This window comes from Amycolatopsis sp. NPDC026612 (assembly GCF_040638285.1).
In the GTDB taxonomy this organism is placed as follows: domain Bacteria; phylum Actinomycetota; class Actinomycetes; order Mycobacteriales; family Pseudonocardiaceae; genus Amycolatopsis.
This window is the reverse complement of record NZ_JBEZYB010000021.1, coordinates 55,401-78,009: the sequence shown is the minus strand read 5'-3', so window position 1 is coordinate 78,009 and position 22,609 is coordinate 55,401. Positions and strand designations below refer to the sequence as shown.

24 protein-coding genes and 1 pseudogene are annotated in these 22,609 nt (G+C 71.5%); 15 read left to right on the top strand and 10 right to left on the bottom strand.

The features are described 5' to 3' along the window. Nucleotides 1–101: 101 nt before the first annotated feature. Nucleotides 102–434, bottom strand: a pseudogene (locus AB0F15_RS21080) (metalloregulator ArsR/SmtB family transcription factor); the annotation flags it as partial. Between the two features lie 141 nt (nt 435–575). Here AB0F15_RS21080 and AB0F15_RS21075 point away from each other — a divergent pair. Beyond that, entirely contained in the window at nt 576–1,076 is a 501-nt protein-coding gene (locus tag AB0F15_RS21075) for a PaaI family thioesterase (protein WP_360272625.1), read from the top strand. Here the strand turns inward: AB0F15_RS21075 and AB0F15_RS21070 are convergent. Beyond that, entirely contained in the window at nt 1,073–1,339 is a 267-nt protein-coding gene (locus AB0F15_RS21070; RefSeq protein WP_360272623.1) for a nuclear transport factor 2 family protein, read from the bottom strand. The genes AB0F15_RS21075 and AB0F15_RS21070 overlap by 4 nt on opposite strands. 92 nt (nt 1,340–1,431) lie before the next feature. Beyond that, nucleotides 1,432–1,794 (bottom strand): MarR family transcriptional regulator, encoded by a 363-nt coding sequence (locus tag AB0F15_RS21065; protein ID WP_360272620.1) that lies wholly within the window; start codon nt 1,792–1,794, stop codon nt 1,432–1,434. A gap of 10 nt (nt 1,795–1,804) precedes the next feature. On the opposite strand from AB0F15_RS21065, the gene AB0F15_RS21060 reads away from it, so the two are divergent. Next, nucleotides 1,805–2,173: a pyridoxamine 5'-phosphate oxidase gene (locus tag AB0F15_RS21060; RefSeq protein ID WP_360272618.1), complete on the top strand. Its 369-nt coding sequence runs from the start codon at nt 1,805–1,807 to the stop codon at nt 2,171–2,173. Nucleotides 2,174–2,209: 36 nt separating this feature from the next. Here AB0F15_RS21060 and AB0F15_RS21055 read toward each other — a convergent pair whose 3' ends face one another. Next, entirely contained in the window at nt 2,210–3,409 is a 1,200-nt protein-coding gene (locus AB0F15_RS21055) for an ROK family protein (protein ID WP_360272615.1), read from the bottom strand. A gap of 100 nt (nt 3,410–3,509) precedes the next feature. Here AB0F15_RS21055 and AB0F15_RS21050 point away from each other — a divergent pair, with 100 nt between their 5' ends. Continuing rightward, nucleotides 3,510–4,250, top strand: coding sequence for a DUF427 domain-containing protein (locus AB0F15_RS21050; RefSeq protein ID WP_360272613.1), 741 nt, complete (start codon nt 3,510–3,512; stop codon nt 4,248–4,250). 4 nt (nt 4,251–4,254) lie between these two features. Here AB0F15_RS21050 and AB0F15_RS21045 read toward each other — a convergent pair whose 3' ends face one another. Then, nucleotides 4,255–5,535, bottom strand: coding sequence for a carotenoid oxygenase family protein (locus tag AB0F15_RS21045; protein WP_360272611.1), 1,281 nt, complete (start codon nt 5,533–5,535; stop codon nt 4,255–4,257). Then, nucleotides 5,532–6,086: a hypothetical protein gene (locus tag AB0F15_RS21040; RefSeq protein ID WP_360272609.1), complete on the bottom strand. Its 555-nt coding sequence runs from the start codon at nt 6,084–6,086 to the stop codon at nt 5,532–5,534. Before AB0F15_RS21040 ends, AB0F15_RS21045 begins: the two co-directional genes overlap by 4 nt. A gap of 91 nt (nt 6,087–6,177) precedes the next feature. On the opposite strand from AB0F15_RS21040, the gene AB0F15_RS21035 reads away from it, so the two are divergent. The 6 genes from AB0F15_RS21035 to AB0F15_RS21010 all read left to right on the top strand — a co-directional run bounded on the left by AB0F15_RS21035 (nt 6,178) and on the right by AB0F15_RS21010 (nt 12,699). Then, nucleotides 6,178–6,690, top strand: a complete 513-nt coding sequence (locus tag AB0F15_RS21035; protein ID WP_360272607.1) for a PadR family transcriptional regulator — start codon at nt 6,178–6,180, stop codon at nt 6,688–6,690. 236 nt (nt 6,691–6,926) lie between these two features. Next, nucleotides 6,927–9,164 (top strand): molybdopterin cofactor-binding domain-containing protein, encoded by a 2,238-nt coding sequence (locus AB0F15_RS21030; RefSeq protein WP_360272604.1) that lies wholly within the window; start codon nt 6,927–6,929, stop codon nt 9,162–9,164. Between the two features lie 10 nt (nt 9,165–9,174). Beyond that, nucleotides 9,175–9,633, top strand: coding sequence for a (2Fe-2S)-binding protein (locus AB0F15_RS21025; protein WP_360272601.1), 459 nt, complete (start codon nt 9,175–9,177; stop codon nt 9,631–9,633). A gap of 135 nt (nt 9,634–9,768) precedes the next feature. Next, nucleotides 9,769–10,992 (top strand): helix-turn-helix domain-containing protein, encoded by a 1,224-nt coding sequence (locus AB0F15_RS21020; protein WP_360272598.1) that lies wholly within the window; start codon nt 9,769–9,771, stop codon nt 10,990–10,992. Nucleotides 10,993–11,068: 76 nt separating this feature from the next. Beyond that, nucleotides 11,069–11,923: a helix-turn-helix transcriptional regulator gene (locus AB0F15_RS21015; protein WP_360272596.1), complete on the top strand. Its 855-nt coding sequence runs from the start codon at nt 11,069–11,071 to the stop codon at nt 11,921–11,923. Continuing rightward, the gene (locus AB0F15_RS21010; protein WP_360272593.1) at nt 11,920–12,699 is read left to right on the top strand and encodes an SDR family NAD(P)-dependent oxidoreductase; all 780 of its coding nucleotides are present in this window, start codon (nt 11,920–11,922) and stop codon (nt 12,697–12,699) included. The genes AB0F15_RS21015 and AB0F15_RS21010 overlap by 4 nt, the downstream gene beginning before the upstream one ends. A 344-nt stretch (nt 12,700–13,043) precedes the next feature. Here the strand turns inward: AB0F15_RS21010 and mgrA are convergent, their stop codons facing one another. Continuing rightward, nucleotides 13,044–14,072 carry an L-glyceraldehyde 3-phosphate reductase gene (mgrA, locus tag AB0F15_RS21005; protein WP_360272590.1) on the bottom strand — a complete coding sequence of 343 codons (1,029 nt, stop codon included), beginning with the start codon at nt 14,070–14,072 and terminating at the stop codon, nt 13,044–13,046. Nucleotides 14,073–14,135: 63 nt separating this feature from the next. Between mgrA and AB0F15_RS21000 the strand changes: the two genes are divergently transcribed. Further along, entirely contained in the window at nt 14,136–15,017 is an 882-nt protein-coding gene (locus AB0F15_RS21000; RefSeq protein WP_360272588.1) for a MoxR family ATPase, read from the top strand. Beyond that, complete coding sequence (locus AB0F15_RS20995) at nt 15,014–16,381, top strand: VWA domain-containing protein (RefSeq protein WP_360272585.1); 1,368 nt, start codon at nt 15,014–15,016, stop codon at nt 16,379–16,381. Before AB0F15_RS21000 ends, AB0F15_RS20995 begins: the two co-directional genes overlap by 4 nt. Here the strand turns inward: AB0F15_RS20995 and add are convergent. Next, nucleotides 16,359–17,333 (bottom strand): adenosine deaminase, encoded by a 975-nt coding sequence (add, locus tag AB0F15_RS20990; protein WP_360272582.1) that lies wholly within the window; start codon nt 17,331–17,333, stop codon nt 16,359–16,361. The genes AB0F15_RS20995 and add overlap by 23 nt on opposite strands. A gap of 300 nt (nt 17,334–17,633) precedes the next feature. On the opposite strand from add, the gene AB0F15_RS20985 reads away from it, so the two are divergent. Then, nucleotides 17,634–17,858, top strand: coding sequence for an antitoxin (locus AB0F15_RS20985; RefSeq protein WP_360272580.1), 225 nt, complete (start codon nt 17,634–17,636; stop codon nt 17,856–17,858). Between the two features lies 1 nt (nt 17,859). Here the strand turns inward: AB0F15_RS20985 and recQ are convergent, their stop codons facing one another. Continuing rightward, complete coding sequence (gene recQ / locus AB0F15_RS20980) at nt 17,860–19,695, bottom strand: DNA helicase RecQ (protein ID WP_360272577.1); 1,836 nt, start codon at nt 19,693–19,695, stop codon at nt 17,860–17,862. Between the two features lie 68 nt (nt 19,696–19,763). On the opposite strand from recQ, the gene AB0F15_RS20975 reads away from it, so the two are divergent. Further along, entirely contained in the window at nt 19,764–20,192 is a 429-nt protein-coding gene (locus AB0F15_RS20975; protein WP_360272574.1) for a DUF6314 family protein, read from the top strand. Here AB0F15_RS20975 and AB0F15_RS20970 read toward each other — a convergent pair. Then, a complete protein-coding gene (locus AB0F15_RS20970; protein WP_360272571.1) occupies nt 20,189–20,929 on the bottom strand; it encodes an SDR family oxidoreductase in 741 nt (246 codons plus the stop codon). The two genes, AB0F15_RS20975 and AB0F15_RS20970, sit on opposite strands and share 4 nt — an antisense overlap. 259 nt (nt 20,930–21,188) lie before the next feature. Here AB0F15_RS20970 and AB0F15_RS20965 point away from each other — a divergent pair, with 259 nt between their 5' ends. Together AB0F15_RS20965 and AB0F15_RS20960 are read left to right on the top strand one after the other, a co-directional pair. After that, on the top strand, nt 21,189–21,929 hold the full coding sequence (locus AB0F15_RS20965; RefSeq protein ID WP_360272568.1) for a hypothetical protein: 741 nt from the start codon (nt 21,189–21,191) through the stop codon (nt 21,927–21,929). Between the two features lie 2 nt (nt 21,930–21,931). After that, nucleotides 21,932–22,594 (top strand): hypothetical protein, encoded by a 663-nt coding sequence (locus AB0F15_RS20960; protein WP_360272565.1) that lies wholly within the window; start codon nt 21,932–21,934, stop codon nt 22,592–22,594. The last annotated feature ends 15 nt before the right edge of the window (nt 22,595–22,609 follow it).

Below are 22,609 nucleotides of genomic sequence, written 5' to 3'. Positions count from 1 at the left end.
GAGCCCCCGGCTCGGGGCGAAGCTCCGGTTGTTTCAGCGGGTTGTTCGGGGGTCTGGGTGGCGGAGCCCCCGGCTCGGGGCGAAGCTCCGGTTGTCGCGGTGTGTGGGCGCACCCGGTGGATGAGCTCGTGCACGGCCGCGTCCGCGAGCCGGTAGCGCACCACCCGGCCGCTGCGTTGCGGCGTGACCAGCCCGTGCGCCCGCAGCAGCCGCAGGGCCTGCGAGACCGCGGTGTCGGTCATGCCGGTGGCCGCGGCGAGGTCGGTGACGCTGATCTCGCGGGCGTAGTGGATGGAGACCAGCAGCGCCAGCCGGGACGGGTCGGCGACCACGGAGAAGCGCCGGGCCCATTCTTCGATGACGGCGCGGTCGCCGAGCCCGTCGACCGCCGCTGCGACGCGTTCCGGGTCGATCAGCTTGCGGTCGGTGCTCACCCCCGGATGATTCCACCCGTGGTGCGGGCGGACCACCGGTGGTCTGGGTCACGCCGTGCTTGACGCGCGCCGGTCCCGCGGGCGAGGCTGGGCGTTAAGACAGTTGTCATAATCGCGGGTGTCACAAGTCGAGGAGCCGGGATGACCGACGTCGAAGCGCAGGTCCGTTCGAAGACCATCACCTGGCAGGACCCGCTGGAGACCGCCCGGCTCGGCGCCACGATGTCCGGTCTGGAGTACTTGCGGGCGATCGCCGAGGGCCGTGTCCCGCCGGCGCCGATCGCCGCGCACTTCGGGATGCGCTGGGAGCGCATCGAACCCGGCGAGGTCGTCGCGGTCGCGGAGCCGGACGAGTCGCTGTACAACCCGATCGGCATGGTCCACGGCGGGGTGGCGGCCACGATGCTGGATTCGGTGGTCGGCTGCGCGGTCCACACGACGCTCCCGGCCGGCGTCGGCTACGCGTCGGTGGAGCTGAAGGTGAGCTACCTGCGCGCGATCCACGCGGGCCGCGGCGAAATCCGCGCCACGGGCCGGGTGGTGAAGGAGGGTTCGCGGATCGCCTTCGCCGAAGGGGAGATCCGCGACGCCGAAGGGAAGCTGCTGGCCACGGCGTCGGGCACCTGCGTCATCACGCGCTAGACGGCCTGTTTGACGTCCCAGTGCTCGACGATCAACCCGTCCTCGACACGCAGGATGTCGACGACGGCGAGGCCGGCCACGTGCAGGTGCACCACGACGAGGTCGCCCTCGGCGACGACGTGCTCGAGCACCGCGGTCGCGCCGGCCACCGGCGAGTTCTTCACGGCGTCGGTGAACGCCTCGCGGCCGGAGGGCAGCCCGGGGCTGTGGGTGACGAAATCCGGGTGCAGCGCGGCCTTCGCGGCCTCGAAGTCCTGGTGCACGAACAGGTTTGCAGGCAGCCGACGACGATCGTCCGGTTCTTCGCGGATTCGCTCATGCCGCCGATCATCGGCCTTCCGGGTGGCGGCGTCGATTACGCCGGAGGTAATTCAGCGCGGGGCCGGACCCGCCGGGCGCGAATCGCGTCCCCGCCGCCGAAGCGGTCGATGACCGACGCCAGCAGGGCTTGGGCGTCGTCGACGCGGCCGGCGCCGTACTCCGCGACCAGTTCGTCCTGAAGCTCCGCGCGCAGCGCTCGGGTCGCCTCGACGGCGGCGATCGCGTGCCCGGTGAGGTGCAGGAGCTTGGTCCGGGCGTCCGCCGGGCCGGGCTCGCGGCGCACCAGCCCCCGGCGTTCGAGGTCGGCGACGGCCTTCGACGACGCCTGCTGGGTCACGCCCATCCGCTCGGCCAGCGCGGTGATGGACAGCGGCGCGGCCAGGACGTGCTGGATCACGACGCCGTCGTTGAAGCGCGGCCGCCCGCGCTCCCGGATCGTCCACCCGATCTGGGAACGGACGCCGGACGGACTGACCGGCCGGCTGTTCACCCGGCCGACGCCGCTGAAGCTCGCCCACCTGGCGGCGACGCCGTACGTCTCGTGCTCGTACTGGGACCCGCAGCACGAGGTGGCGGTGGCGGAGTGCCGGGCGGAGTTCGAGGACGGCGAGGCAGCGCGCAAGGACCTCTGGGACCTGTTCGCGGCCACGCCCGAGCCGCTGGGCTACGACCCGAAGATCCTCGGCGGCGAGGACCACCGCGACCCGAAGATCACGGTGCTGCGCTTGACGCCCTGGCGGATCTCGACCGGGAGCGAGGCCTGGCGGGCGGCTTAGTGGTCACCGTCGGAAACCACTTAGGTCCCCGTGCGCTCAGGCCGCACCCACCCGGCGGTCGAAGACCAGCCCCTGGGCCGCCCGCAGCCCGACGCTGATCGCGCCGGTCAGTACCGCGTCCTCGCCCAGTTCGCCCTGCACGACCTTCGGCACCAGCGGCGTGAACGCGCGCAGTGCGCGGTCGATCGGCTCCAGCAGCAGGTCCGCGGCCGTGCCCATGCCGCCGCCCAGGACGATCAGCTCGGGGTCGATCACCGCCGCCACCGAGGCCACCGTGTAGGCGAGCCGGTCGGCTTCCGTCTCCACCGCGCGCCGGGCGAGTTCGTCGCCTTCGCGGGCCAGCCGGAAGACTTCGCGGGCCGATTTCGCCGTGCCCAGCCCGAGTTCCCGGGCGCCGCGGACGACCGACTGGGCCGCCGTCGCCTCTTCGAGGTGGCCGCGCGCGGGCGGGGTGCCGGGCTCGTCGGCCGCGCGCGTGCGGCCGTAGGGCAGGTAGCCGATCTCGCCCGCCGCGCCGGTCGCGCCGCGGAACACCCGGCCGTCGACCATCAGGCCCATGCCGACCCCGGTGCCGATCGTGATGCAGCCGAACACCGACGCGCCGCGCGCGGCCCCGCTCTCCCACTCGCCGACGGCGGTGAGGTTGGCGTCGTTCTCGACCATCAGATCCGGGCCGAGCGCGGCTTCGAGGTCGTCGATCAGCCCGGCCCGGCCCCAGCCGGGCAGGTTCGGCGCGTGCCGGAAGCACCGCTTGTCCGGATCGGCGACGCCGGGGGAGCCGACCACGCGGACAACGATGTCGGCGGCGGTCAGGCCCGCTTCGGCGACGGCGTCGGCGGCGATCTTCCCCACCGCGGTCACCAGCGCCGCGCCGGAGCGTGCGGTGTTGCGTTCGTCGCGGCGCGCCACGAGCGTGCGGCCGAGGTCCGACACCGCGACCCGGAGGTGCTCGCGGCCGATGTCGACGCCGAGCACGTACCCCGCGGTGGGATCAGCCTCGTACAGCACGGCCGAGCGCCCGGTGCCGGTGGACGTCTGCCCGGTCGGCCGCGCCAGTCCGGCGGCTTCCAGCGCCAGCAGTGCCTGGCTGACCGTCGGCTTCGACAGCCCGGTGTCCTTCGCCACCTGCGGCCGGGTCGCCGGTCCGCCGCGGCGCAGCAGGTCGAGCACCGCCCGCTGGTTGATCTTGCGCATCCCGGCGGGGGTACCGACCGTGGGGATTTCTACGCCGGCCACCCGTGCCCGCCTCCTGTCGTCTTCGTGCTGCCTGCCACGCTAGCCGTCCCGCCCCGGCGCCCGCCGGAATAGGCCCACTCCGGGGCCGGTTGACCGCAGTATGAGCACTCCGGTACGCGGGCGCGTCCGCGTGGCACAAGGCGCGAAGCGGGTACGGGTGTTCCTCGGCGGGCAGGTCGTCGCGGACACGGTGCACCCCCTCCTGGTGTGGGAAGTTCCGTACTACCCCACGTACTACATCCCGCGCGCGGACGTCGTGAGCGGCGTTCTCACCCCCTCCGGCCGGACGGCGCACTCGCCGAGCCGCGGAGAAGCTGTTCTGTCGACGATAAAGGGTGGCGGAGCCGAGGCGGTGGACGGCGCGCTGGAGTACCCGAATTCGCCGATCGAAGAGCTCCGCGGCCACGTCCGGTTCGAGTTCGGCGCGTTCGACTGGTTCGAAGAGGACGAACAGATCTTCACGCACCCGCGCGACCCCGGCGTCCGCGTCGACGTCCTGCCGAGCTCGCGGCACGTCCGGATCGAGGTCGACGGCGTCACGGTCGCCGACTCGGTGCGGCCGCACCTGCTGTTCGAGACCGGCCTGCCGACCCGCTACTACCTGCCCCGCGTCGACGTCCGGATGGACCTGCTGGAAAAGATCGACGTCGTGACGCACTGCCCGTACAAGGGCGCCGCCGGGCACTTCGACGTGGCCGGGCACGAAGACCTCGCCTGGAGCTACCCGACGCCGCTGCCCGAGAGCACCCGCGTGGCCGGCCTGGTCGCGTTCCTCGACGAAAAGGTGGACGTCTACGTCGACGACCTCCGCCAGGAGCGCCCGAAGACCAAGTTCGCCTGAGCCTTCACGCGTCCGGCAGCCAGTTCCCGTGGAAGCCCGCGGGCACCCGCTGCGGGAGGTGGACGGTCGCCACGGGCGCCGCGGCGAGGTTCCCGGCGTCGAGCACGACCAGGTCGCTGCGATCCTCCGCCGCGTCGTGGACGTAGGTGAGCAGCCAGCCTTCGCCGTGCTCGGCGGGGACGAACACCGCCTCGCCGGGAACGCGCCCAGGCGCGAAGACGTGCTCCGTGGCCGTGCCCGTGTGCAGGTCGTAGCGGCGCAGGACGTCGTGGCCGGTGACGTGCCCGAAGCGCGCGTCGGCCCCGGTGAGCCGGTCGTCGATGCGGGGGAACTCGCCCGGCCGGTCGTCGAGCCGGTCCTCGGTCACCGTCCCGGCCGCGAGGTCGATCGTCCAGCGCCACAGCGACGCCGGCGGGTCCTCGTGCCCCACCCACCACTGGTGGTCGTAGCGCATGACGTGCACGACGATCCGGCTGTCCGGGGTGTCGAACGCGTTGAGCGTGTGGAAGACGTAGCAGGGTTCGATCTCCAGCCAGCGAACCCCGGCCTCGGGCCGGTCGCGGCGCAGCACGCCGAGCCGCGCGCCGTAGCCGGCGTCCCAGCGGTAGGGCATGCCCTGGCCGACCGACGCCCGGTCGAACACGACGGGCAGGTCGTAGAACACGACGTGCTCCCCGGTGAGCGCGAAGTCGTGCATCATCGTCAGCCCGGGCACGTCGATCGGCTGCTTGACGACGAGCTTCCCGGCCGCGTCGGCGCGGTAGTAGCCCACGTGCGGTGCGGTGATGCTGCCGTAGCCGAAGAAGTGCAGCTCCCCGGTCACCGGGCAGATCTTCGGGTGCGCGGTCATCGCGTCGGCCAGTTCGCCGCCGAAGTCGTACACGCCCACGGTTTCGAGGTCCGTCGTGATCTCGTACGGCAGCGACGACTCGACGAGCGCGAGCGTGCGGCCGGCGTGGTTCACGACGTGCGTGTTCGCGACGCTGCTGTGCAGGTTCCGCGTGCCGTCTTCGTTGTACAGCTTCAGGTCCGGGTCGGCGAAGCTCTCGGTCCGCACCCAGCGGTTGCGGTACCAGGCGGCGCGGCCGTGCTCGAGGCGGACGCCGTGGACCATGCCGTCGCCGGTGAACCAGTGCTTGTTGTCCCCGCGCGGGTTCGGGCCGTTGCGCAGGTACCAGCCGGTCAGCTCGGGCGGCAGGGCGCCGGTCACCGGGAGGTCGAACGCGGTCAGCTCGTCGTGGACGGGCGCGTAGGCGCCGGTGAGGTGGAAGCCGGTGGTGGTCACGCGGCGGCCCGGGCCCGGACGATGCGCGGGTAGCGGATGGTGAAGGCGACGGGGACCGCGAAGCAGAGGACCTTGATCGCGATCAGCGCGAAGGTGGCGTGCGGCGCGAAGTGCAGCAGGGCGATGCCCGCGATCCCGCCGACGGTGAAGCTCGCCGCCCACACCAGCGTGATGAGCACGTTGACGCGCTTGAAGATCGGGTTGTCCCAGAGCTCCGCCGGGGTCGACGTGCGGGCGATCCCGAGGGTGAACGGCTTCCCGATGGCGAGCGAACCCCAGGCGGTGAGCGCGAGCCAGGCGTCGGTGAGGGCACCGGTGTAGGTCTTCAGCGGCGACGCCGGGAAGCTGAACGCGACGGCGGTGAGCAGGGTGAAGAAGACGAACCCGCTCCACTCGAGGATCAGCGTGTCCGCGGTGCGGCCGTGGCGGCGGGCGAGCAGGAGCAGCGCGGCCGAGATCACCAGGCCGGCGAGTCCGGACCACCGCCAGTCGAACTGGGTCGCGACCACGGCGAACGCGATCCACGGAAGCAGGCTCTTCAGGTAGTTCACGACGGGTCCTTCCCGACATTCCAACTTTGACATGTCAAAGTTAGAACGTCATGATTCGACATGTCAATAGTGGAATGTCAAGATGAGGGGCATGAGCCTTCGACACGCGGTACTCGGGATGCTGGCCGACGAGCCCGGAAGCGGCTATGACCTGCTGAAACGGTTCGAGAGGGCGATGGCCAACGTCTGGCCCGCAACGCAGAGCCAGCTCTACGGCGAGCTCGGCAAGCTGGAGACCGCGGGCATGATCCGCGTCCTGGCCGAGGGGCCACGCGGGCGCAAGGAGTACGAGATCACCGAAGCCGGGCTCGAGGAGCTGCGGCACTGGCTGATCGAGGTCGAGCCCGCCGGCCCGCCGCGCAGCGCCGGCCTGTTGCGCGTGTACTTCCTCGGCTCGGTCGACCCCGGCCAGGCGCGCGGCTACCTCGCGACGATGGGGAAGGCGGGTCAGGAGCGCGAGCGGCGGCTCGGGGAGCTGGAGTCGGCGATCGACTGGGACGACGACAACCAGTCGCTGTACGGCCGCCTGGTGCTGGAATGGGGGAAGCGCTTCTCGGCCATGCAACGCGAGTGGGCGGAGTGGGCGGTCAAGCAGATCGAGTGATCCGCGTATAACGGTCTATACGGCGTGCCGTTCAAGCCGCAGGGCGCCGTGAGCTGGTCGCGCCGCCGACGGAACCAGCCCGTTACGCCGTCCGGCACTGTGGCGGCACACACTTTCGGCGGCCTCCACTGTCATCTCGTCACAGGAATGGGCGAACTCGACTACTCCGCGTTGACGTACCCGCCGGGTCTCCTTAGCGTGGCGCGCACCCCGCCGCTCCCAGCAAGGGATTCCCCATGGCCAGTCCCACCACCGACCCTGCCGAGCCCGGGCAGGTCGGCCGCCGCCGCTTCCTGACCTACCTGGTCGCCGCGCCCACGCTCACCGTCGCCACGAAACTCACCGCCGACGGCCTCGCCCCGGCCCGCGCCGAAGCCGTCATCCCCACCCTGCCGCAGCCGGCGGAAATCCTCGACCTCGGTGACGTGCTGACGCTGTCGTGCGCGCCCACCGCCGGGATGCTCGTGCTCGAACTGACGTCCGACGGCCGGGCGCGGCTGCAGCTGCCGCGGGCCGAGGTCGGCCAGGGCATCACCACGGCGACCGCCATGCTCGTCGCCGAAGAGCTGGACCTGCCGCTCGACCGGGTCGACGTCGTGCTTTCGGACGCCCGCACCGAGCTGCTGTTCAACCAGCTCACCGGCGGCTCCAACACGATGCGTTCGCTATACGACCCGGTCCGCGCCACCGCGGCGACCGCGCGTGCCCGGCTGGTCGCCGCGGCCGGGGCGCAGTGGGGGACCGACGCTGCGCGACTGTCCACACGCGACGGTGCGGTGCGGGCCCCCGACGGCCGCAGTGCCTCGTACGGCGTCCTCGCCGGGCCGGCGTCGCGCTCCGGCCTGAGTGTCGGCGCGATCCAGCCGAAGGCCGAGTCGGCGCACACGCTCGTCGGGACGCCGACCCCGCGCCAGGACGCCCGCGCGATGGTCACCGGGAAGCAGGTCTACACGCTCGACCTCGACATCCCCGGTGCGAACCCGGTGATGGTGCGGCGGCCGCCGACGATCAACGGCACGGTGCGGAAGGTCACCAACGAGGCCGCCGTCCGTGCCATGCCCGGGATCATCGACATCGCGGTCGTGAAGACCGGGGTCGCGGTGATGGCCGAGACGTTCGGCCAGGCCCTCGACGGCAAGAACGCCCTAGACGTCACCTGGGGGCCGGGCACCGTCGACGGCGAGAACGACGAGACGATCAAGAAGAAGCTGCGGGCCGCCGCGCTGCCGTTCGTGGTCCCGCCGCTGCTCACCCAGTACGTCGACGGTGAGTTCGACTTCGCCTTCGCCAGCCACGCGCCGATGGAGTCGAACTCCGCGGTGGCCGACGTCCGCGAGGACAGCGCGACCATCTGGGCCGGGCTGAAGTCGCCGATCGTGGCGAAGCAGACCATCGCGCAGGAGCTGGGGCTGCCGGAGAACAAGGTCACCGTGCACGTCCAGCAGGGCGGCGGGTCCTTCGGGCGGCGGCTGTTCTTCGACGCCGCCCTGGAAGCCGCGCTCATCTCCCAGGCGATGAAGAAGCCCGTCCGGCTGATGTGGAGCCGGATCGACGACATGCGCCACGGGCGCGGCCGCGCGGCGAGCTACCACCGGATCCGCGCGACCTTCGCACTTGGTCAGGTGCTGACGTTCGAACACCGCGTCGCGAGCGTCGAAACCGACTGGAGCCACGGACTCGGCGAGATCCTGACCGCGTACGCGGCGAAGCTGCCCGTCGGCGGCAACCTGAGCTTCGCGCAGACGGTGTTCCTGCTGACCGTGAAGTCGCCGTACAACTTCGGTGTCACCACGCAGCTGCTCAACGAGGTGCCGCTGAAGTTCCACACCTCGGCGTGGCGGTCGGTCTACTCGGCGAACACCCGCGGGGCCGAAGAGATCATGGTCGACGAGATCGCCGCGAAGCTCGGCAAGGACCCGGTGGCCTTCCGCCGCGAGTTCATCAAGGCGGAACGCCAGCGCGCGGTGCTCGACAAGGTCGCCGAACTCGGCGAGTGGGGCAAGAAGCTGCCCGCCGGGTTCGCGCAGGGGATCGCGGTGCACGGCGAGTACAAGTCCTACACCGCCTGCCTGGTCGAACTGGACGCGCGGGACCCGAAGCACCCGCGGGTCACCAAGGCGACCATCGCGGTCGACGTCGGCAAGCCGGTGAACCCGCGGGGGATCCAGGCACAGATGCTCGGCGGCCTGACCGACGCGATCTCGACGACGCTCACCGCGGGCCTGCACATCGACAAGGGCCTGCCGCTGGAAGGCAGCTACTCGCAGTTCCACTACGCGCGGCAGAAAAACTCGCCGGTGGACGTCACCGTGCACGTCATGCCCGCGACCGGCGACGACATCGGCGGGGCGGGCGAGCTCGGCGTGCCGGCGCCGGTCGGCGCGATCGCCAACGCCTACGCCCGCGCGACCGGGATCAAGCCGCGCAGCTTCCCGATCACCTTCCCGGTCGACTTCGACCCGTTCCCGCGCTGAGGAGAGCCCCATGCCGAACTACACCTTCGTGGTGAACGGGAAGACCGTCACCGTCGACGCGCCCGCCGACCTGCCGATGCTGTGGGCGCTGCGCGACAAGCTCAAGGTCCGCGGGCCGAAGTACGGCTGCGGCATCAACGTCTGCAAGGCCTGCACCAGCCACCTCGACGGCGAGGCGTTCAACCCCTGCGTCACGCCGGTGTCGGAGTGCGCCGGGCGCGAGGTCACCACGATCGAGGGGCTGGCTGACGGCGACGAGCTGCACCCGGTCCAGGAAGCGTGGCTCGAGCAGGACGTGGCGCAGTGCGGTTACTGCCAGCCTGGCCAGATCATGGCGGCGGTCGCGTTGCTGAAGAAGACGAAGAACCCGACGGACGCCGACATCGACGCCATCCAGAACGTGTGCCGCTGCGGGACCTACTTCCGGATCCGGGAGGCGATCAAGAGCGCGGCCGCCCGGATGGCCTGACGCGAATGCGGAGGTTCAACAAAAGAACCTCCGCATTCGCGGTTCTTGTAGCAAGTTCACCCGAACGTGGCGACCTCGTTCGGGTTAGATGTCGGTCTCGGGCCTCGACGAGGAGGTCGGGGACCGGAGGGCACCATGCACTACCAGGCGCTTCTGTCCGACGAGCGCGCACCCCGGATCGCTTCGCTGGCCGCCGAGGTCGAGCGGAAGCTGCCCGAGCTGATCGACAGCACCGTCCGCCAGATCCTCGCCGAGGTGCCCGTCTACGCCGACGCGCGGTTCGTCTCGCACGCCGAACTCCGGAACTCGGTGCGCGACAACCTCGACCACGTGCTGCGGACCCTGCGTGGCCCGGACGTCCCGGACCTGTCCCAGGCCCGCGCGACCGGCCGGGCCCGGGCGCTGCAGGGCGCGCCGCTGCCGGAACTGCTGCGGGCCTACCGGATCGGGCTCACCGAGGTGTGGCACCGGTTCGTGGAGCTGACCGCCCGGCAGCAGGACCTCGCCGCGCTGGTCGCCGCGACGACGGCGATCTGGGCCCTCATCGACGACCTCGCCGAGGCCCTCACGACGTCCTACCGCGACACGACCGCGGAAATCATGGTGGCGCACCAGAACCGGCGTTCGGCGTTGGTCGAAGCGCTGTTCGCGGGCGGCGCCGCGACCGAGGGCACGCTGTGGGACATCGCCCGCGTGCTCGACCTGTCCCTGGACGGCACGTTCGTCGTCGTCGCGGCGGAAACCCCGCTGCTGGGCCGGGAACCGCTGCCCCGGATCGAGGCCCGGCTGCGCTCGATGCAGCACGCGTCGGCGTGGCGGCTGACCCCGGACCTGCAGGTCGGCGTCGTGTCCCTGCGCGACCCGAGCGCGTCGAAGGCGATCGTGCACCTGGTGCGGGAGCAGCCGGTGGGCCGGGTCGGGATCAGCCCGGTGTTCACCGGCCTCGGCAACACCGCCCGTGCACTCCACCTCGCGCGGGTGGCGCTGTCGAGCATGACGCCGGGAACGGCGGGGCTGGTGCAGTTCACCGAGTCGCCGCTGGCCGGGCTGGTGGCCAGCTCGCCGGAGGCGTCGGTGCAGCTGGCCCACCACGTGCTCCAGCCCGTCATGGACCTCCCCGCCGACGACCGCAACGTGCTGCTGCTGACGTTGCGCGCGTGGTTCGACTGCCAGGGTTCGACGAAGCTGACGTCGGAGCGGATGTTCTGCCACCCCAACACGATCCGGCACCGCCTGAAGCGGGTAACCGAGGAACTGGGCCGGTCGCTGACGGACCCGGCGGACATCGCCGAGCTCGGCGCGGCGCTGCGGGCGCTGAACCTCTTCCCGGAGGCGGCCCACCTCCCGGCACCACGCTGAGCGCGTCCGGGTGCCCTCGCGGTCCTGGGAGTGACAGGACCAGGCACGGGCCGGTGGCGCCGCTTACCGTGGCGGTGTGACCGGCGAACCGAATCTCCTGGGCGAGCTCCTCCGCGCTCGCCGTGAGCTGCTCACCCCGGAGCAGGCCGGCATCCCGGTGCTCGGCCCGCGACGGGTGCCGGGCCTGCGCCGCGAAGAGGTCGCGATGCTGGCCGGGATCAGCGCCGACTACTACCTGCGGCTGGAGCAGGGGCGCGACCGCAACCCGTCGAGGCAGGTCCTCGAGTCCCTGGCCCGGGTGCTGCAGCTCGACGACGACACCACGGCGTACCTGTCCGGCCTCGCCGAGCCGCGGCCCGTGCGACGGCGGCGGCGTCGCCGGAAGGAGACGGTCCCGCCCGGGATCGTCAAGTTCCTGGCGGCGCTTTCCCTCCCCGCGTTCGTCGAGGGACGCTACCTCGACGTGCTGGCGGCCAACCCGCTCGCCGCCGCGATTTCGCCGCGGCTCGTCCCGGGAGCCAATCGCTTGCGGGACGTGTTCCTCGACCCGGCCGAGCGGGCGCTCTTCCCGGACTGGGACCTCGCTACGCGGGCGCTGGTCGCGGGCTTCCGGCAGTCCGTCGGCACCGAGACCGACGACCCCCGGTTCATCGAGCTCGTCGGCGAGCTTTCGCTGGCGAGCCCGCGGTTCCGGGAACTGTGGGCCCGCCACGACGTCGCCAACCGGCGGGGCGCGACCGTGCGGTTCGACCACCCGCTGGTCGGCGAACTGGTCCTGAACCGGGAGAAGCTCCTCGTCAGCGAGGCGCCCGGCCTCGTGCTCGCCGTCTACCACCCCGACCCCGGCACCGACGCCGCGGACAAGCTGGCCCTCCTCGGCTCCGCCACCACGGCTCCCGTCGAGCCCCGACCGAAGGAACACCACGCATGAGCAAGCTCGCCCTGGTCACCGGCGCCACTTCCGGAATCGGCCGGGCGTTCGCCGAACGCCTGGCCGCCGACGGCCACGACCTGGTGCTCGTCGGCCGGCGGAAGGACCGGCTCGACGACTTCGCCGCCGCCCACCCCGAGGTGCAGGTCCGCGCCGTGCCCGCCGACCTCGCCACCGACGAGGGCATCGACACGGTCGCGCGGATCTGCGCCGGCGAGCCCCTGGACCTGCTGGTGAACAACGCCGGCGTCGCGCACTACATGCCGCTGGCCGACCTGCCCGCCGACCAGGCCCGCGAGCTCGTCAACGTCAAGGTGCTGGCGCCCACCCTGCTCACCCGCGCCGCCGTCGCGGGCATGCGGGAGCGCGGCCGGGGCACCATCGTCAACGTCGCCGGCATGATCGCCTTCAGCGGGCCCGCACCGCAGGCCCAGCTGCCCCGCCGCGCCGTCTACGCCGGCACGCTCGCTCACCTGGTCACCCTGTCGCAGACCCTGAGCGCGGAACTGGACGGCACCGGTGTCTGGGTCCAGGTCGTGTGCCCCGGCGTCGTCGCGACGGAGTTCCACGAGCGCCAAGGCCTTGACCTGAGCGCGGTCCCCCGGATGAGCGCGGCCGACGTCGTCTCCGCGTCCCTGCGCGGTCTGGAGCTCGGTGAGGTCGTCTGCGCTCCCGGGGTCGAAGACGCGAGCCTGCTCGAGGCGGTCTTCCGGGCCGATCTCGCGGCTTTCGGCGGTCAGCGCCCCGAACTCGCGACGCGTTACCGGACGGCCTGATCCGCTGGCGCCGGCGGCGGACACCGGGCCCGTACCGCTCGGCCATCCCGGTCAGCCGCTTGTGCGGTCATGCCGTCGAAGCCGACGCCCAGCCAGCGCCCGGGGGCCACCGCGCGCAGCTGCCTCGCCGACCCGGCGAGCGGCTCGAAGGCGTGCGCGACGGTGTCGGCGATCAGAGCCGGTTCGGGGGGCGGAGTGCGGCCGAGGAAGACGTGGAGCACGGCCTGGTAGGCGACGGCGAGTTCGCGGACCGGCCGGTCGGTGCGGAGCAGGTCGTTCGCCGCCGGCAGTTCCAGGTACTCGACGAAGGCCTCGTCGCGGCGCGCCCCGCCGCCGGTCGGGTCTCAGCCGTCCGAGGAAAGCTTCCAGAGGTTGATGTCCGCGTCGGTCGCGTGGCCGTCGATCTCGGTCAGCTCCTCCGAAGAGAAGCCGAGGTTGCCCAGTGCACCGACGTTGTCCTCCAGCTGCCGGACGCTGCTCGCGCCGATCAGCACCGACGTCACCCGGCTGTCGCGCAGGGCCCAGGCCAGGGCCAGCTGCGCCAGCGACTGCCCACGGCGGGCGGCGATGGCGTTCAGGGCGCGAACGCGGCCCAGCCGGTCGTCGTCCAGGGTGCCCGGGTCGAGGGACTTGCCCTGCGCCGCGCGCGAATCCGCCGGGACGCCCGTCAGGTACTTGTCCGTCAGCAGCCCCTGCGCCAGCGGGGAGAACGCGATGCAGCCCGCGCCCGCCTGCTCCAGGGTGTCCAGGAGGCCGTCCTCCTCGATCCACCGGTTGAGCATCGAGTACGACGGCTGGTGGATGAGCAACGGCGTGCCGAGCTCCCGCAGGAGCCGCGCCGCTTCGGCCGTCCGTTCCGAGCTGTACGACGAAATCCCGACGTAGAGCGCCTTCCCGGCGCGGACGGCGGCGTCGAGCGCCCCGACGGTCTCCTCCAGCGGCGTCTCGGGGTCGAAGCGGTGCGAGTAGAAGATGTCGACGTAGTCCAGGCCCAGCCGGCCGAGCGATTGGTCCAATGAGGACAGCAGGTACTTGCGGGAGCCCCACTCACCGTACGGCCCGGGCCACATGTCGTACCCGGCCTTGGTGGAAATCACCAGCTCGTCGCGGTACGGCCTGAAGTCGCCGGCCAGCAGCCTGCCGAAGTTCTCCTCCGCGGAGCCGTAGGGCGGGCCGTAGTTGTTGGCCAGGTCGAAGTGGGTGATGCCCAGGTCGAACGCGCGGCGGGTGATCGCGCGCTGGGTTTCCAGCGGCCGGTCGTGGCCGAAGTTGTGCCACAGCCCGAGCGAGATCGCCGGCAGCTTCAGCCCGGAACGCCCGCAGCGCCGGTAGGGGATCGAGTCGTAACGGCCGGGAGCGGCAAGGTAGGTCACGGGGCCGATGCTAACCCGCTTGTCCGGTACAGTCCGGGTGAGCGATCGCTTAGGAGGCACGTGGTGGGCACCGGATTCTTCACCTCCGTCGACGACGTGTCGGCCCAGCTGGCCGGCGCCGGCTACCTGGCGTCCACCGCCGTGGCGACCACCGTGTTCCTCGCCGACCAGCTCGGCAAGCCCCTGCTGGTGGAGGGCCCCGCCGGCGTCGGCAAGACCGAGCTCGCCAAGGCCGTCGCCCAGGTCAGCGGCTCGCGGCTGGTGCGCCTGCAGTGCTACGAAGGCATCGACGAAGCCCGCGCGCTGTACGAGTGGAACCACGCGAAGCAGCTGCTGCGGATCACCGCCGGCCGCGACGAGACGTGGGAACAGGCTCGCACCGACATCTTCGGCGAGGAGTTCCTGCTGCGCCGCCCGCTGCTCACCGCGATCTCGTCCGACGAGCCGACCGTGCTGCTGATCGACGAGACCGACAAGGCCGACATGGAGGTCGAAGGCCTCCTGCTGGAGGTGCTCGGCGACTTCCAGGTGACCGTGCCCGAGCTCGGCACCATCACCGCCACACGGGCGCCGTTCGCCGTATTGACCTCCAACGCGACGCGCGAGCTGTCGGAGGCGCTGCGCCGCCGGTGCCTGTTCCTGCACATCGACTTCCCGGACGAGGACCTCGAACGCGCCATCGTCCGGCTCAAGGTCCCCGGCATCGACGCGGCGCTGGCCGACTCGGTGGTCCGGGTGATCGCCGCGCTGCGCGCGATGGACCTGCGCAAGCTGCCGTCGGTCGCGGAGACCATCGACTGGGCACGCACCCTGCTCGCGCTCGGGGCGTCGACGCTGGACGAGCAGGTCGTGCGGGAGAGCCTCGGTGTCGTGCTCAAACACCAGGACGACATCGTCAAGGCGAGTGCCGGCCTGAAGCTCGAACAGGTCCTGGACGCGTCGTGACCGGCGGCGTGCCGGAGCGGCTCGCGGCGTTCGTCAAGGCACTGCGGGCCCAGGGCATCCCGGCGGGCCCGAGCGAGACGGTGGACGCCGCCGCGGCGCTGGAAGTGCTCGGCCTCGACGACCGGTCGCTCGTGCGTGAGGGGCTGGCCGCGGCCCTCGTCCGCCGCGGCGGACAGCGCGCGGTCTTCGACGCCGCGTTCGACCTGTACTTCCCGGCCGGGATCGGGGCGCCCGAGCGGGCCCGCGAAGACCCGCCGTCGACGCTGGAGGAACTGCGCGAGGAGCTGGCCGCCGCGCTCGCCGACGGCGACCGGCAGGCCCTCTCCCAGCTGGCCGGGCTCGCGGTGGACATGCTGGGCCAGTACGGCTCGGCGACCGGCCCGGGTGGCGGCTTCTCCGCCCACCAGACCCTCGAGCGGCTCCAGCCGCAGACGTTGATCGCGCGCGTGCTGGCCGCGGTCCGCGGCGGCGGTGCGCGCGGCGAGTTCACCGACCGGCTCGACCGCGACGAGATCCGCCGCCGCGTCGAAGGCTTCCGCGGGCAGATCCGCACCGAGGCACGCCGCCGCGCGGCCGAGGTCCGCGGCCGCGAGCGCGTCGCCAAGCACGCCATCGCGCCGGCGCCCGACCGGGTCGACTTCCTCATCGCCAGCCGCACCCAGCTCGCCGAGCTGCGGCGCACCATCCAGCCGTTGTCCCGCAAGCTGGCCACGCGCCTGGCCGCGCGGCGCCGCCGGACGACGCGGGGACAGATCGACCTGCGCCGCACGCTGCGGCGGTCGCTGTCCACCGGTGGGGTACCACTGCGCCCGGCCTACCGCCACCGCCGTCCCGGGCGGCCGGAAATCGTGCTGCTGTGCGACCTTTCCGGCTCCGTGGCGGGGTTCGCGAACTTCACCATGCTGCTGGTGCAGGCCCTGCGCGACCAGTTCAGCAAGATCCGCGTGTTCGCCTTCGTCGACAGCACCGACGAGGTCACCCACCTGGTCACCGCCGGCGCGGCCGACCCCGAGCACCTGGGTGCGCGCATGCTGAGCGAAGCCGCCTTGGTGCGCTGGGACGGCCACAGCGACTACGGCGGCTCCCTGCGCCAGTTCACGGCGAACTGGCTCGACGCGGTCGGCCCGCGGACGTCGGTGCTGATCCTCGGCGACGCCCGCACCAACGGCGGCGACCCGAACCTCGACGCCGTCCGCGAGATCAAGGCCCGCGCCCGGCACGTCCACTGGCTCAACCCGGAGCGGCGGTCGCTGTGGTCCACCGGGGACTCGGCCGCGCTGGCCTACGCCGAGGTCGTGGAGATGCACGAGTGCCGCACGGTGCAGCAGCTCGGCACCCTGGTCACCCGGCTGCTGCCGGTGTGAGCCACGCGTCGATGTCTCGCAGGATGGCTTTCTTGGTCGTTTCCGGCGCGAAGGACGCCGTGACGCTCGCGCGGGCGAAGTCCGCCATCGCCGTGTCGTCGTAGCCGAAGGCTCGCTGTACGCGGGCGTACTCCTCGGCGAGAGCCGCGCCGGTGACCGAGGGGACGTCGGTGTTGAGCGTGACGGTCAGGCCCGCCTCGAGCAGCCGGGGGAGCGGGTGCCCGGACAGCGACGGCACCAGACCCAGCGTCACGTTCGACGACGGGCACACCTCCAGGGCGAGGCCCCGCTCGCGGACCTCGGCGACGAGCGCGGGGTCGTCGAGGACGCGGATGCCGTGGCCGAGCCGTTCGGTCCGGCCCACTTCGAGCGCCTCGCGGATGCTGTCGGGCCCGGCGTCTTCGCCCGTGTGGTGCAGCAGGCGGATTCCGGCTGCGCGGGCCTTCTCGAAGAGCGTCGCGAACGGCCGCAGCGAGTGGTTCTCCTCGCCCGCCATCCCGATCGCGAAGACGTCGTCGTACTTCAGCGCGAGGGCCAGGGTGCGCTCGGCGCGTTCGACCGACCGGCGCCGGGAGTGGTCGAGCACCAGCCGCCATTCGAGGTCCGTGCTCTGCGAGAGTCCTTTCAGGACGGCCGCGAGCGGCATTTCGAGGTCGCCCAGCCGTTCCCCGTGCGAGGCCGCGGTGAAGGTGACTTCGGCGTAGCGCGTGCCTTGAGCGGCTTCGTCTTCGGCGTATTCACGCGCGATGCGTTCGAAGTCCCCGGGGTGCCGGAGGCACGACCGGACGAGCGCGTTGTAGTCGGCGAAGGCACGGAACCCGTCGAACACCGGAGGCTCGGCGGGGACCTCGACGCCGTTCGCATCGCCCAGCTCACGGAGCGTGTCCGGCCGGATCGTGCTCTCCAAGTGGACGTGCAAGTGAGCCTTCGGCAGAGCGGCCAAGTCACGCACGACCCCAAGCCTAGGCCCGCAGGCCCCCCGCCCGCGCACCAATTTCCGCCGTAACTCACGTGATCCAACCCGTAACTCACGTGATCGAAGCCGTAACTCACGTGATCGAACCCGTAACTGGTGAGTTCCGGCTCTGATCACGCGAGTTACGGGCCTGATCACGTGAGGTCCGGCTCTGATCACGCCGGGTTCCGGCTCCGGCCGCGGCGGGCTCAGGTTTTGGCCCTCGTCACACGGGGAACCTCCGGGTGGTTCGTCCACGTTGTCAGGATGACCGGAACCGATGAGGGAGGACCCACCGTGCCTTTGATGAAGAAGCTGACCATGCTGGCCGGCGCCGCCGGCGCGGCCCGTGCCTACGCCAAGAAGAACCCCGAGAAGGTGAACCAGGTCGTCGGCAAGGCCGCGAAGTTCGTCGACGACAAGACCAAGGGCAAGTACCACCAGCACATCGCCGGCGCGGTGCGCAAGGTCAACTCGGTGACCGGGCAGCCGGGCCAGGCGGGGCCGGTGGCCGGCCGGTAGCTCACCCGGCGGTCAGGACCTCGAGGAGCCCCTCGCCGTACTTGGCGAGCTTGTTCTCGCCGACCCCGCTGACCGTGCCCAGATCCGCCAGCGACGAGGGCCGTTGCGTGGCGATCTGGCGCAGGGTCGCGTCGTGGAAGACGACGTACGCGGGGACGCCCTGTTCCTTTGCGACGCCGGCGCGCCAGGCACGCAGGCGTTCGAACAGCGGGCCCGCCTCCGCGGGCATGTCCACCGCGGCGGTCGTCTTCTTGGCGGTGCGGACCTTCGCGGCGGCGGCCCGTTCCGGTTCGCGGCGCAGCAGGACCTGACGATCGCCGCCCAGCACTTCCGCGCTGGCTTCGGTGAGCACGAGCGAGCCGTAATCGCCTTCGACGGCGAGCAGGCCCTGGGCGAGCAGCTGCCGCACCACCGCCCGCCATTCCGGCTCGCGCAGCTCGGTGCCGATGCCGAACGTCTTCAGCGTGTCGTGCTGGAACTGCGTGACCTTGGGCGTGGACTTGCCGAGCAGGATGTCGACGACCTGGCCGGCGCCGAACTTCTGGCGCCGTTCGTTGCGCAGCCGCACGATGGTCGACAGCAGTTTCTGCGCCGGGATCGTGCCGTCCCACGTCTCCGGCGGGCTCAGGCACGTGTCGCAGTTGCCGCAGGGGCCGGCCGGCTGCCCGAAGTAGTTGAGGATCTGCACCCGGCGGCATTCCACCGTCTCGCACAGGGCGAGCATGGCGTTCAGGTGCGCGCCCAACCGGCGGCGATGCGCTTCGTCGCCCTCGGAAGTGTCGATCATCTTGCGTTGCTGCACCACGTCCTGCAGCCCGTACGCCAGCCAGGCTGTCGACGGCAGCCCGTCACGCCCGGCCCGGCCGGTCTCCTGGTAGTAGCCCTCGACCGACTTCGGCAGGTCCAAGTGCGCGACGAACCGCACGTCCGGTTTGTCGATGCCCATCCCGAACGCGATGGTCGCGACCACGATCAGCCCGTCCTCGCGCAGGAACCGCGACTGGTGCTTCGCGCGGGTGCGCGCGTCGAGCCCCGCGTGGTAGGGCACCGCCGGGATCCCGTTCTGCACCAGGAACTCCGCGGTCTTCTCCACCGAGTTCCGGGACAGGCAGTAGACGATCCCCGCGTCACCCTGGTGCTCGGTGCGCAGCAGCTCCAGGAGCTGGCGCTGCGGCGAGTTCTTGCCGACGATCCGGTACTGGATGTTCGGCCGGTCGAAGCTCGCGACGAAGTGCCGGGCCTCGTCGAGCTTCAGCCGGGTCGCGATCTCCTTGTGCGTGGCTTCGGTCGCGGTGGCGGTCAGCGCGATCCGCGGCACGTCCGGCCAGCGCTCGTGCAGCGCGGAGAGCTGGAGGTAGTCGGGCCGGAAGTCGTGGCCCCACTGGGCGACGCAGTGCGCTTCGTCGATCGCGAACAGCGAAATCTTCCCGCGGTCGAGCAGCCGCACGGTGGATTCGACCGAAAGCCGTTCCGGTGCCAGGTAGAGCAGGTCGAGGTCGCCGTTCAGGAACGCCGTCTCCACCTCCTGCCGCGCCGCGTAGTCCTGGGTGGAGTTGAGGAACCCGGCGCGGACGCCGGCGTTGCGCAGGGCGTCGACCTGGTCCTGCATCAGCGCGATCAGCGGCGAGACCACCACGCCCACACCGGGCCGCACCAGCGCGGGAATCTGGTAGCACAACGACTTGCCGCCGCCGGTGGGCATCAGCACCAGCGCGTCGCCCCCGGCGATCACGTGCTCGACGATCGCCGCCTGGTCGCCGCGGAAGCTGTCGTAGCCGAACACGCGCCGGAGGGTGTCCAGCGCGTCGGACGCGGGTGCGAGGTCGGTCTCTGCCACCCGCCCGACTATAGAGCGGGGGTCCGACAGTTCCGGGCCGCCCCACCGGGGGGTGGCAGACTGGCCGGGTGGAGTACACGCCGGTGCCCGACCTCGCCGCGTATTTCGGCGGGGAATGGCGCTTGGACCGGGAGATCCGCACCGCGGACGGCGATCCCGCGGGCAAGGTCACCGGGATCGCCACCTTCACCGAGGCCGCGGGCGTCCTCGTCTACCACGAAGAGGGCGAGCTGCGGCTCGGCGGCCACACCGGGCCGGTCACGCGGACCCTGCACTACCGCCCGGCGGGCTCCGGCCGCGCGTCGGTGCACTTCGACCACGGCGGCTTCTTCCACGACCTCGACCTGCGCGAAGGCCACTGGACGGCGGACCACCCCTGCCGCGCCGACCACTACCGCGGGGAGTACCGCGTGCTCGGCGCCGCGCGGTGGCGGCAGGAGTGGACGGTGCGCGGCCCGGCGAAGGACCACGTCATCGTCGGCCGGTTCACCCGCTAGACGATGCCGCCGTTGGCGCGCAGCACCTGGCCGTTCACCCAGCGCGCCGGCCCGGCGAGGAACGCGACGACCTCGGCGATGTCCTCGGGCTGCCCCAGCCGCTCGAGCGGCGGCTGCGCGGCCATCCGGGCGATGGTCTCCCCGTCCTTGCCGTCGAGGAACAACGCGGTCGCGGTCGGGCCGGGCGCGACGGTGTTCACGGTGATGTCGCGGCCGCGCAGCTCGCGCGCCAGGATCATCGTGATCGCTTCGACCGCGCCCTTCGTCGCGTTGTAGATGCCGTAACCGGGCAGGTTCAGCCCGAGCACCGACGTCGAGGTGGTGATCACGGCGCCGCCCTCGCGCACCCGGCGCGCGGCCTGCTGGGCCACCGCGAACGTGCCGCGGATGTTGGTGCGGTGCACCCGGTCGAGGACCTCGAAGTCGGTGTCGGCGATCGGCGTCGGCGGGTTCATCACCCCGGCCAGGTGGGCGACGACGTCGACGCCGCCGTAGGTGCGTTCCGCGGTGTCGAACAGCTCCGCGACCGCGGCCGGGTCGGCCACGTCGGCGCGGACGGCGATCGCCCGGCCACCGTGCGCGGTGATGGTCTCGACGGTGGCGGCGGCCTCCTTTTCGTTGCCGGCGTAGTTGACGACGACCGCCATGCCGTCGGCGGCCAGGCGCTCGGCGACCTGGCGGCCGATGCCGCGGGAGCCGCCGGTCACGATCGCGACGCGGGTGTCGGGGGTGCTCATCGATTCCTTCTTCCGCTCCGGGCGACGTCCGCACCGCCGCTCCACTGGATGCGTTACCGACGATATCACTCATACGTTAACGTCGCTAGCAAGCCGCTGTTTCCGTCGTGCCATCACGGGCGGGACGCGGCATCCGGCGGTATCTCCGCCGCCGGTCGGCCGAATCCCAGGGCCAGGGCGGACGTGCCCGTTTTCGGCCGAGGTAATCCGGGAACACCGAACTCATCGGGGGCTTGACATCCTTGAAGGAGTTTGAGCGATGCCCACATGGCTGATCGTCTTGATCGTCGTCGTGGCCGTCGCGGTGCTCGGCGCCGTGATTTGGCTGGTGACGCAGGAGATGCAACGAAAACGGCTGCAGCAGCGGTTCGGGCCGGAGTACGACCGCACAGTCGCGGAAAAGGACAGCCCTCGGGCCGCACAACGTGAACTCGCCGAGCGGGAACGCCGGCACAAGGAGCTCGACATCCGGCCGCTTTCGGCGTCGGCGCGCGAGCGCTACGCCCGGGAATGGGCGCAGGTGCAGGAAAAGTTCGTCGATCAGCCCGCCGAAGCGGTCGCCGAGGCCGACCAGACCCTGGTCTCGCTGATGGCCGAACGCGGTTACCCCACCGAAGGCTACGAGCAGCAGGTGGCCGACCTTTCGGTGCGGCACGCCAAGACCCTGGAGCACTACCGGGCCGCGCACGCCACGCAACAGAAGCGTGACGGAGCGTCCACTGAGGACCTCCGGGACGCGATGGTCCGATACCGCACCGTGTTCGAGGACCTGCTGACCGACGGTGCCGACGACGACGAGCACCACGACCGCCGGAACGGTCACGACCACAGCAGCCTGGACCACGGCAACCAGGACCACACCAAGCAGGACCACAACGGTCACGACCACGACCGAGACCGCGCCGAGCAGCGCGCCACCGACGGCCGTGACACCGACCGTCACGAGACCGAGCGCCAGGCGTCCGCGAACCCGCGGACCGAGTGGAATGGAGGACGTTGACCATGACCGATCACCTGACGCGGCACAACGCCGAGGACGACCAGGACTACACCCGGCACGACACTCACGAGACCGGCGGTTTCCGGGACGACGACGCCGCCGAAGTCCCCGGCCAGGACCAGGCCGACTTCCGTGAGCCTGGCACCGGCGACGACTACCACGCCGACCACAACGCCGACCAGGGTGCCGACCACAACCTGAGCACCGCCGACCTGGCTTCCGCCGGGCGGCACGACGCCGACGACACCACTCTCGCCGGATCGGGCGGCGACGTGGAGACGCCTGCCGAGTCGGGCGGGGACGTGGAGGCGCCCGCCGGGTCCGGTGGCGACGTCGAGACGCCCGCCGCGTCGGGCGGGGACGTGGAAACGCCCGCCCGGTCGGACGAGGACGTGGAAACGCAGGCGTTGATCGACGAGGAGAAGGTCTCCGGGTTCCGCGACCGTTGGCAGAACGTCCAGGTCGGCTTCGTCGACGACCCGAAGCAGGCGGTCCGGCAGGCCGACGAGCTGGTCGCCGGGGTGATCAGCGCACTGGCCACCACCTTCGCCGAGCACAAGAGCGAGCTCGAATCCCAGTGGCAGCAGGGCGAACCGGCCACCGAGGAGCTGCGGATCGCGCTGCGCCGCTACCGCTCGTTCTTCGACCAGCTGCTGCCGCGCTAGCGGACGCCGTTTGCC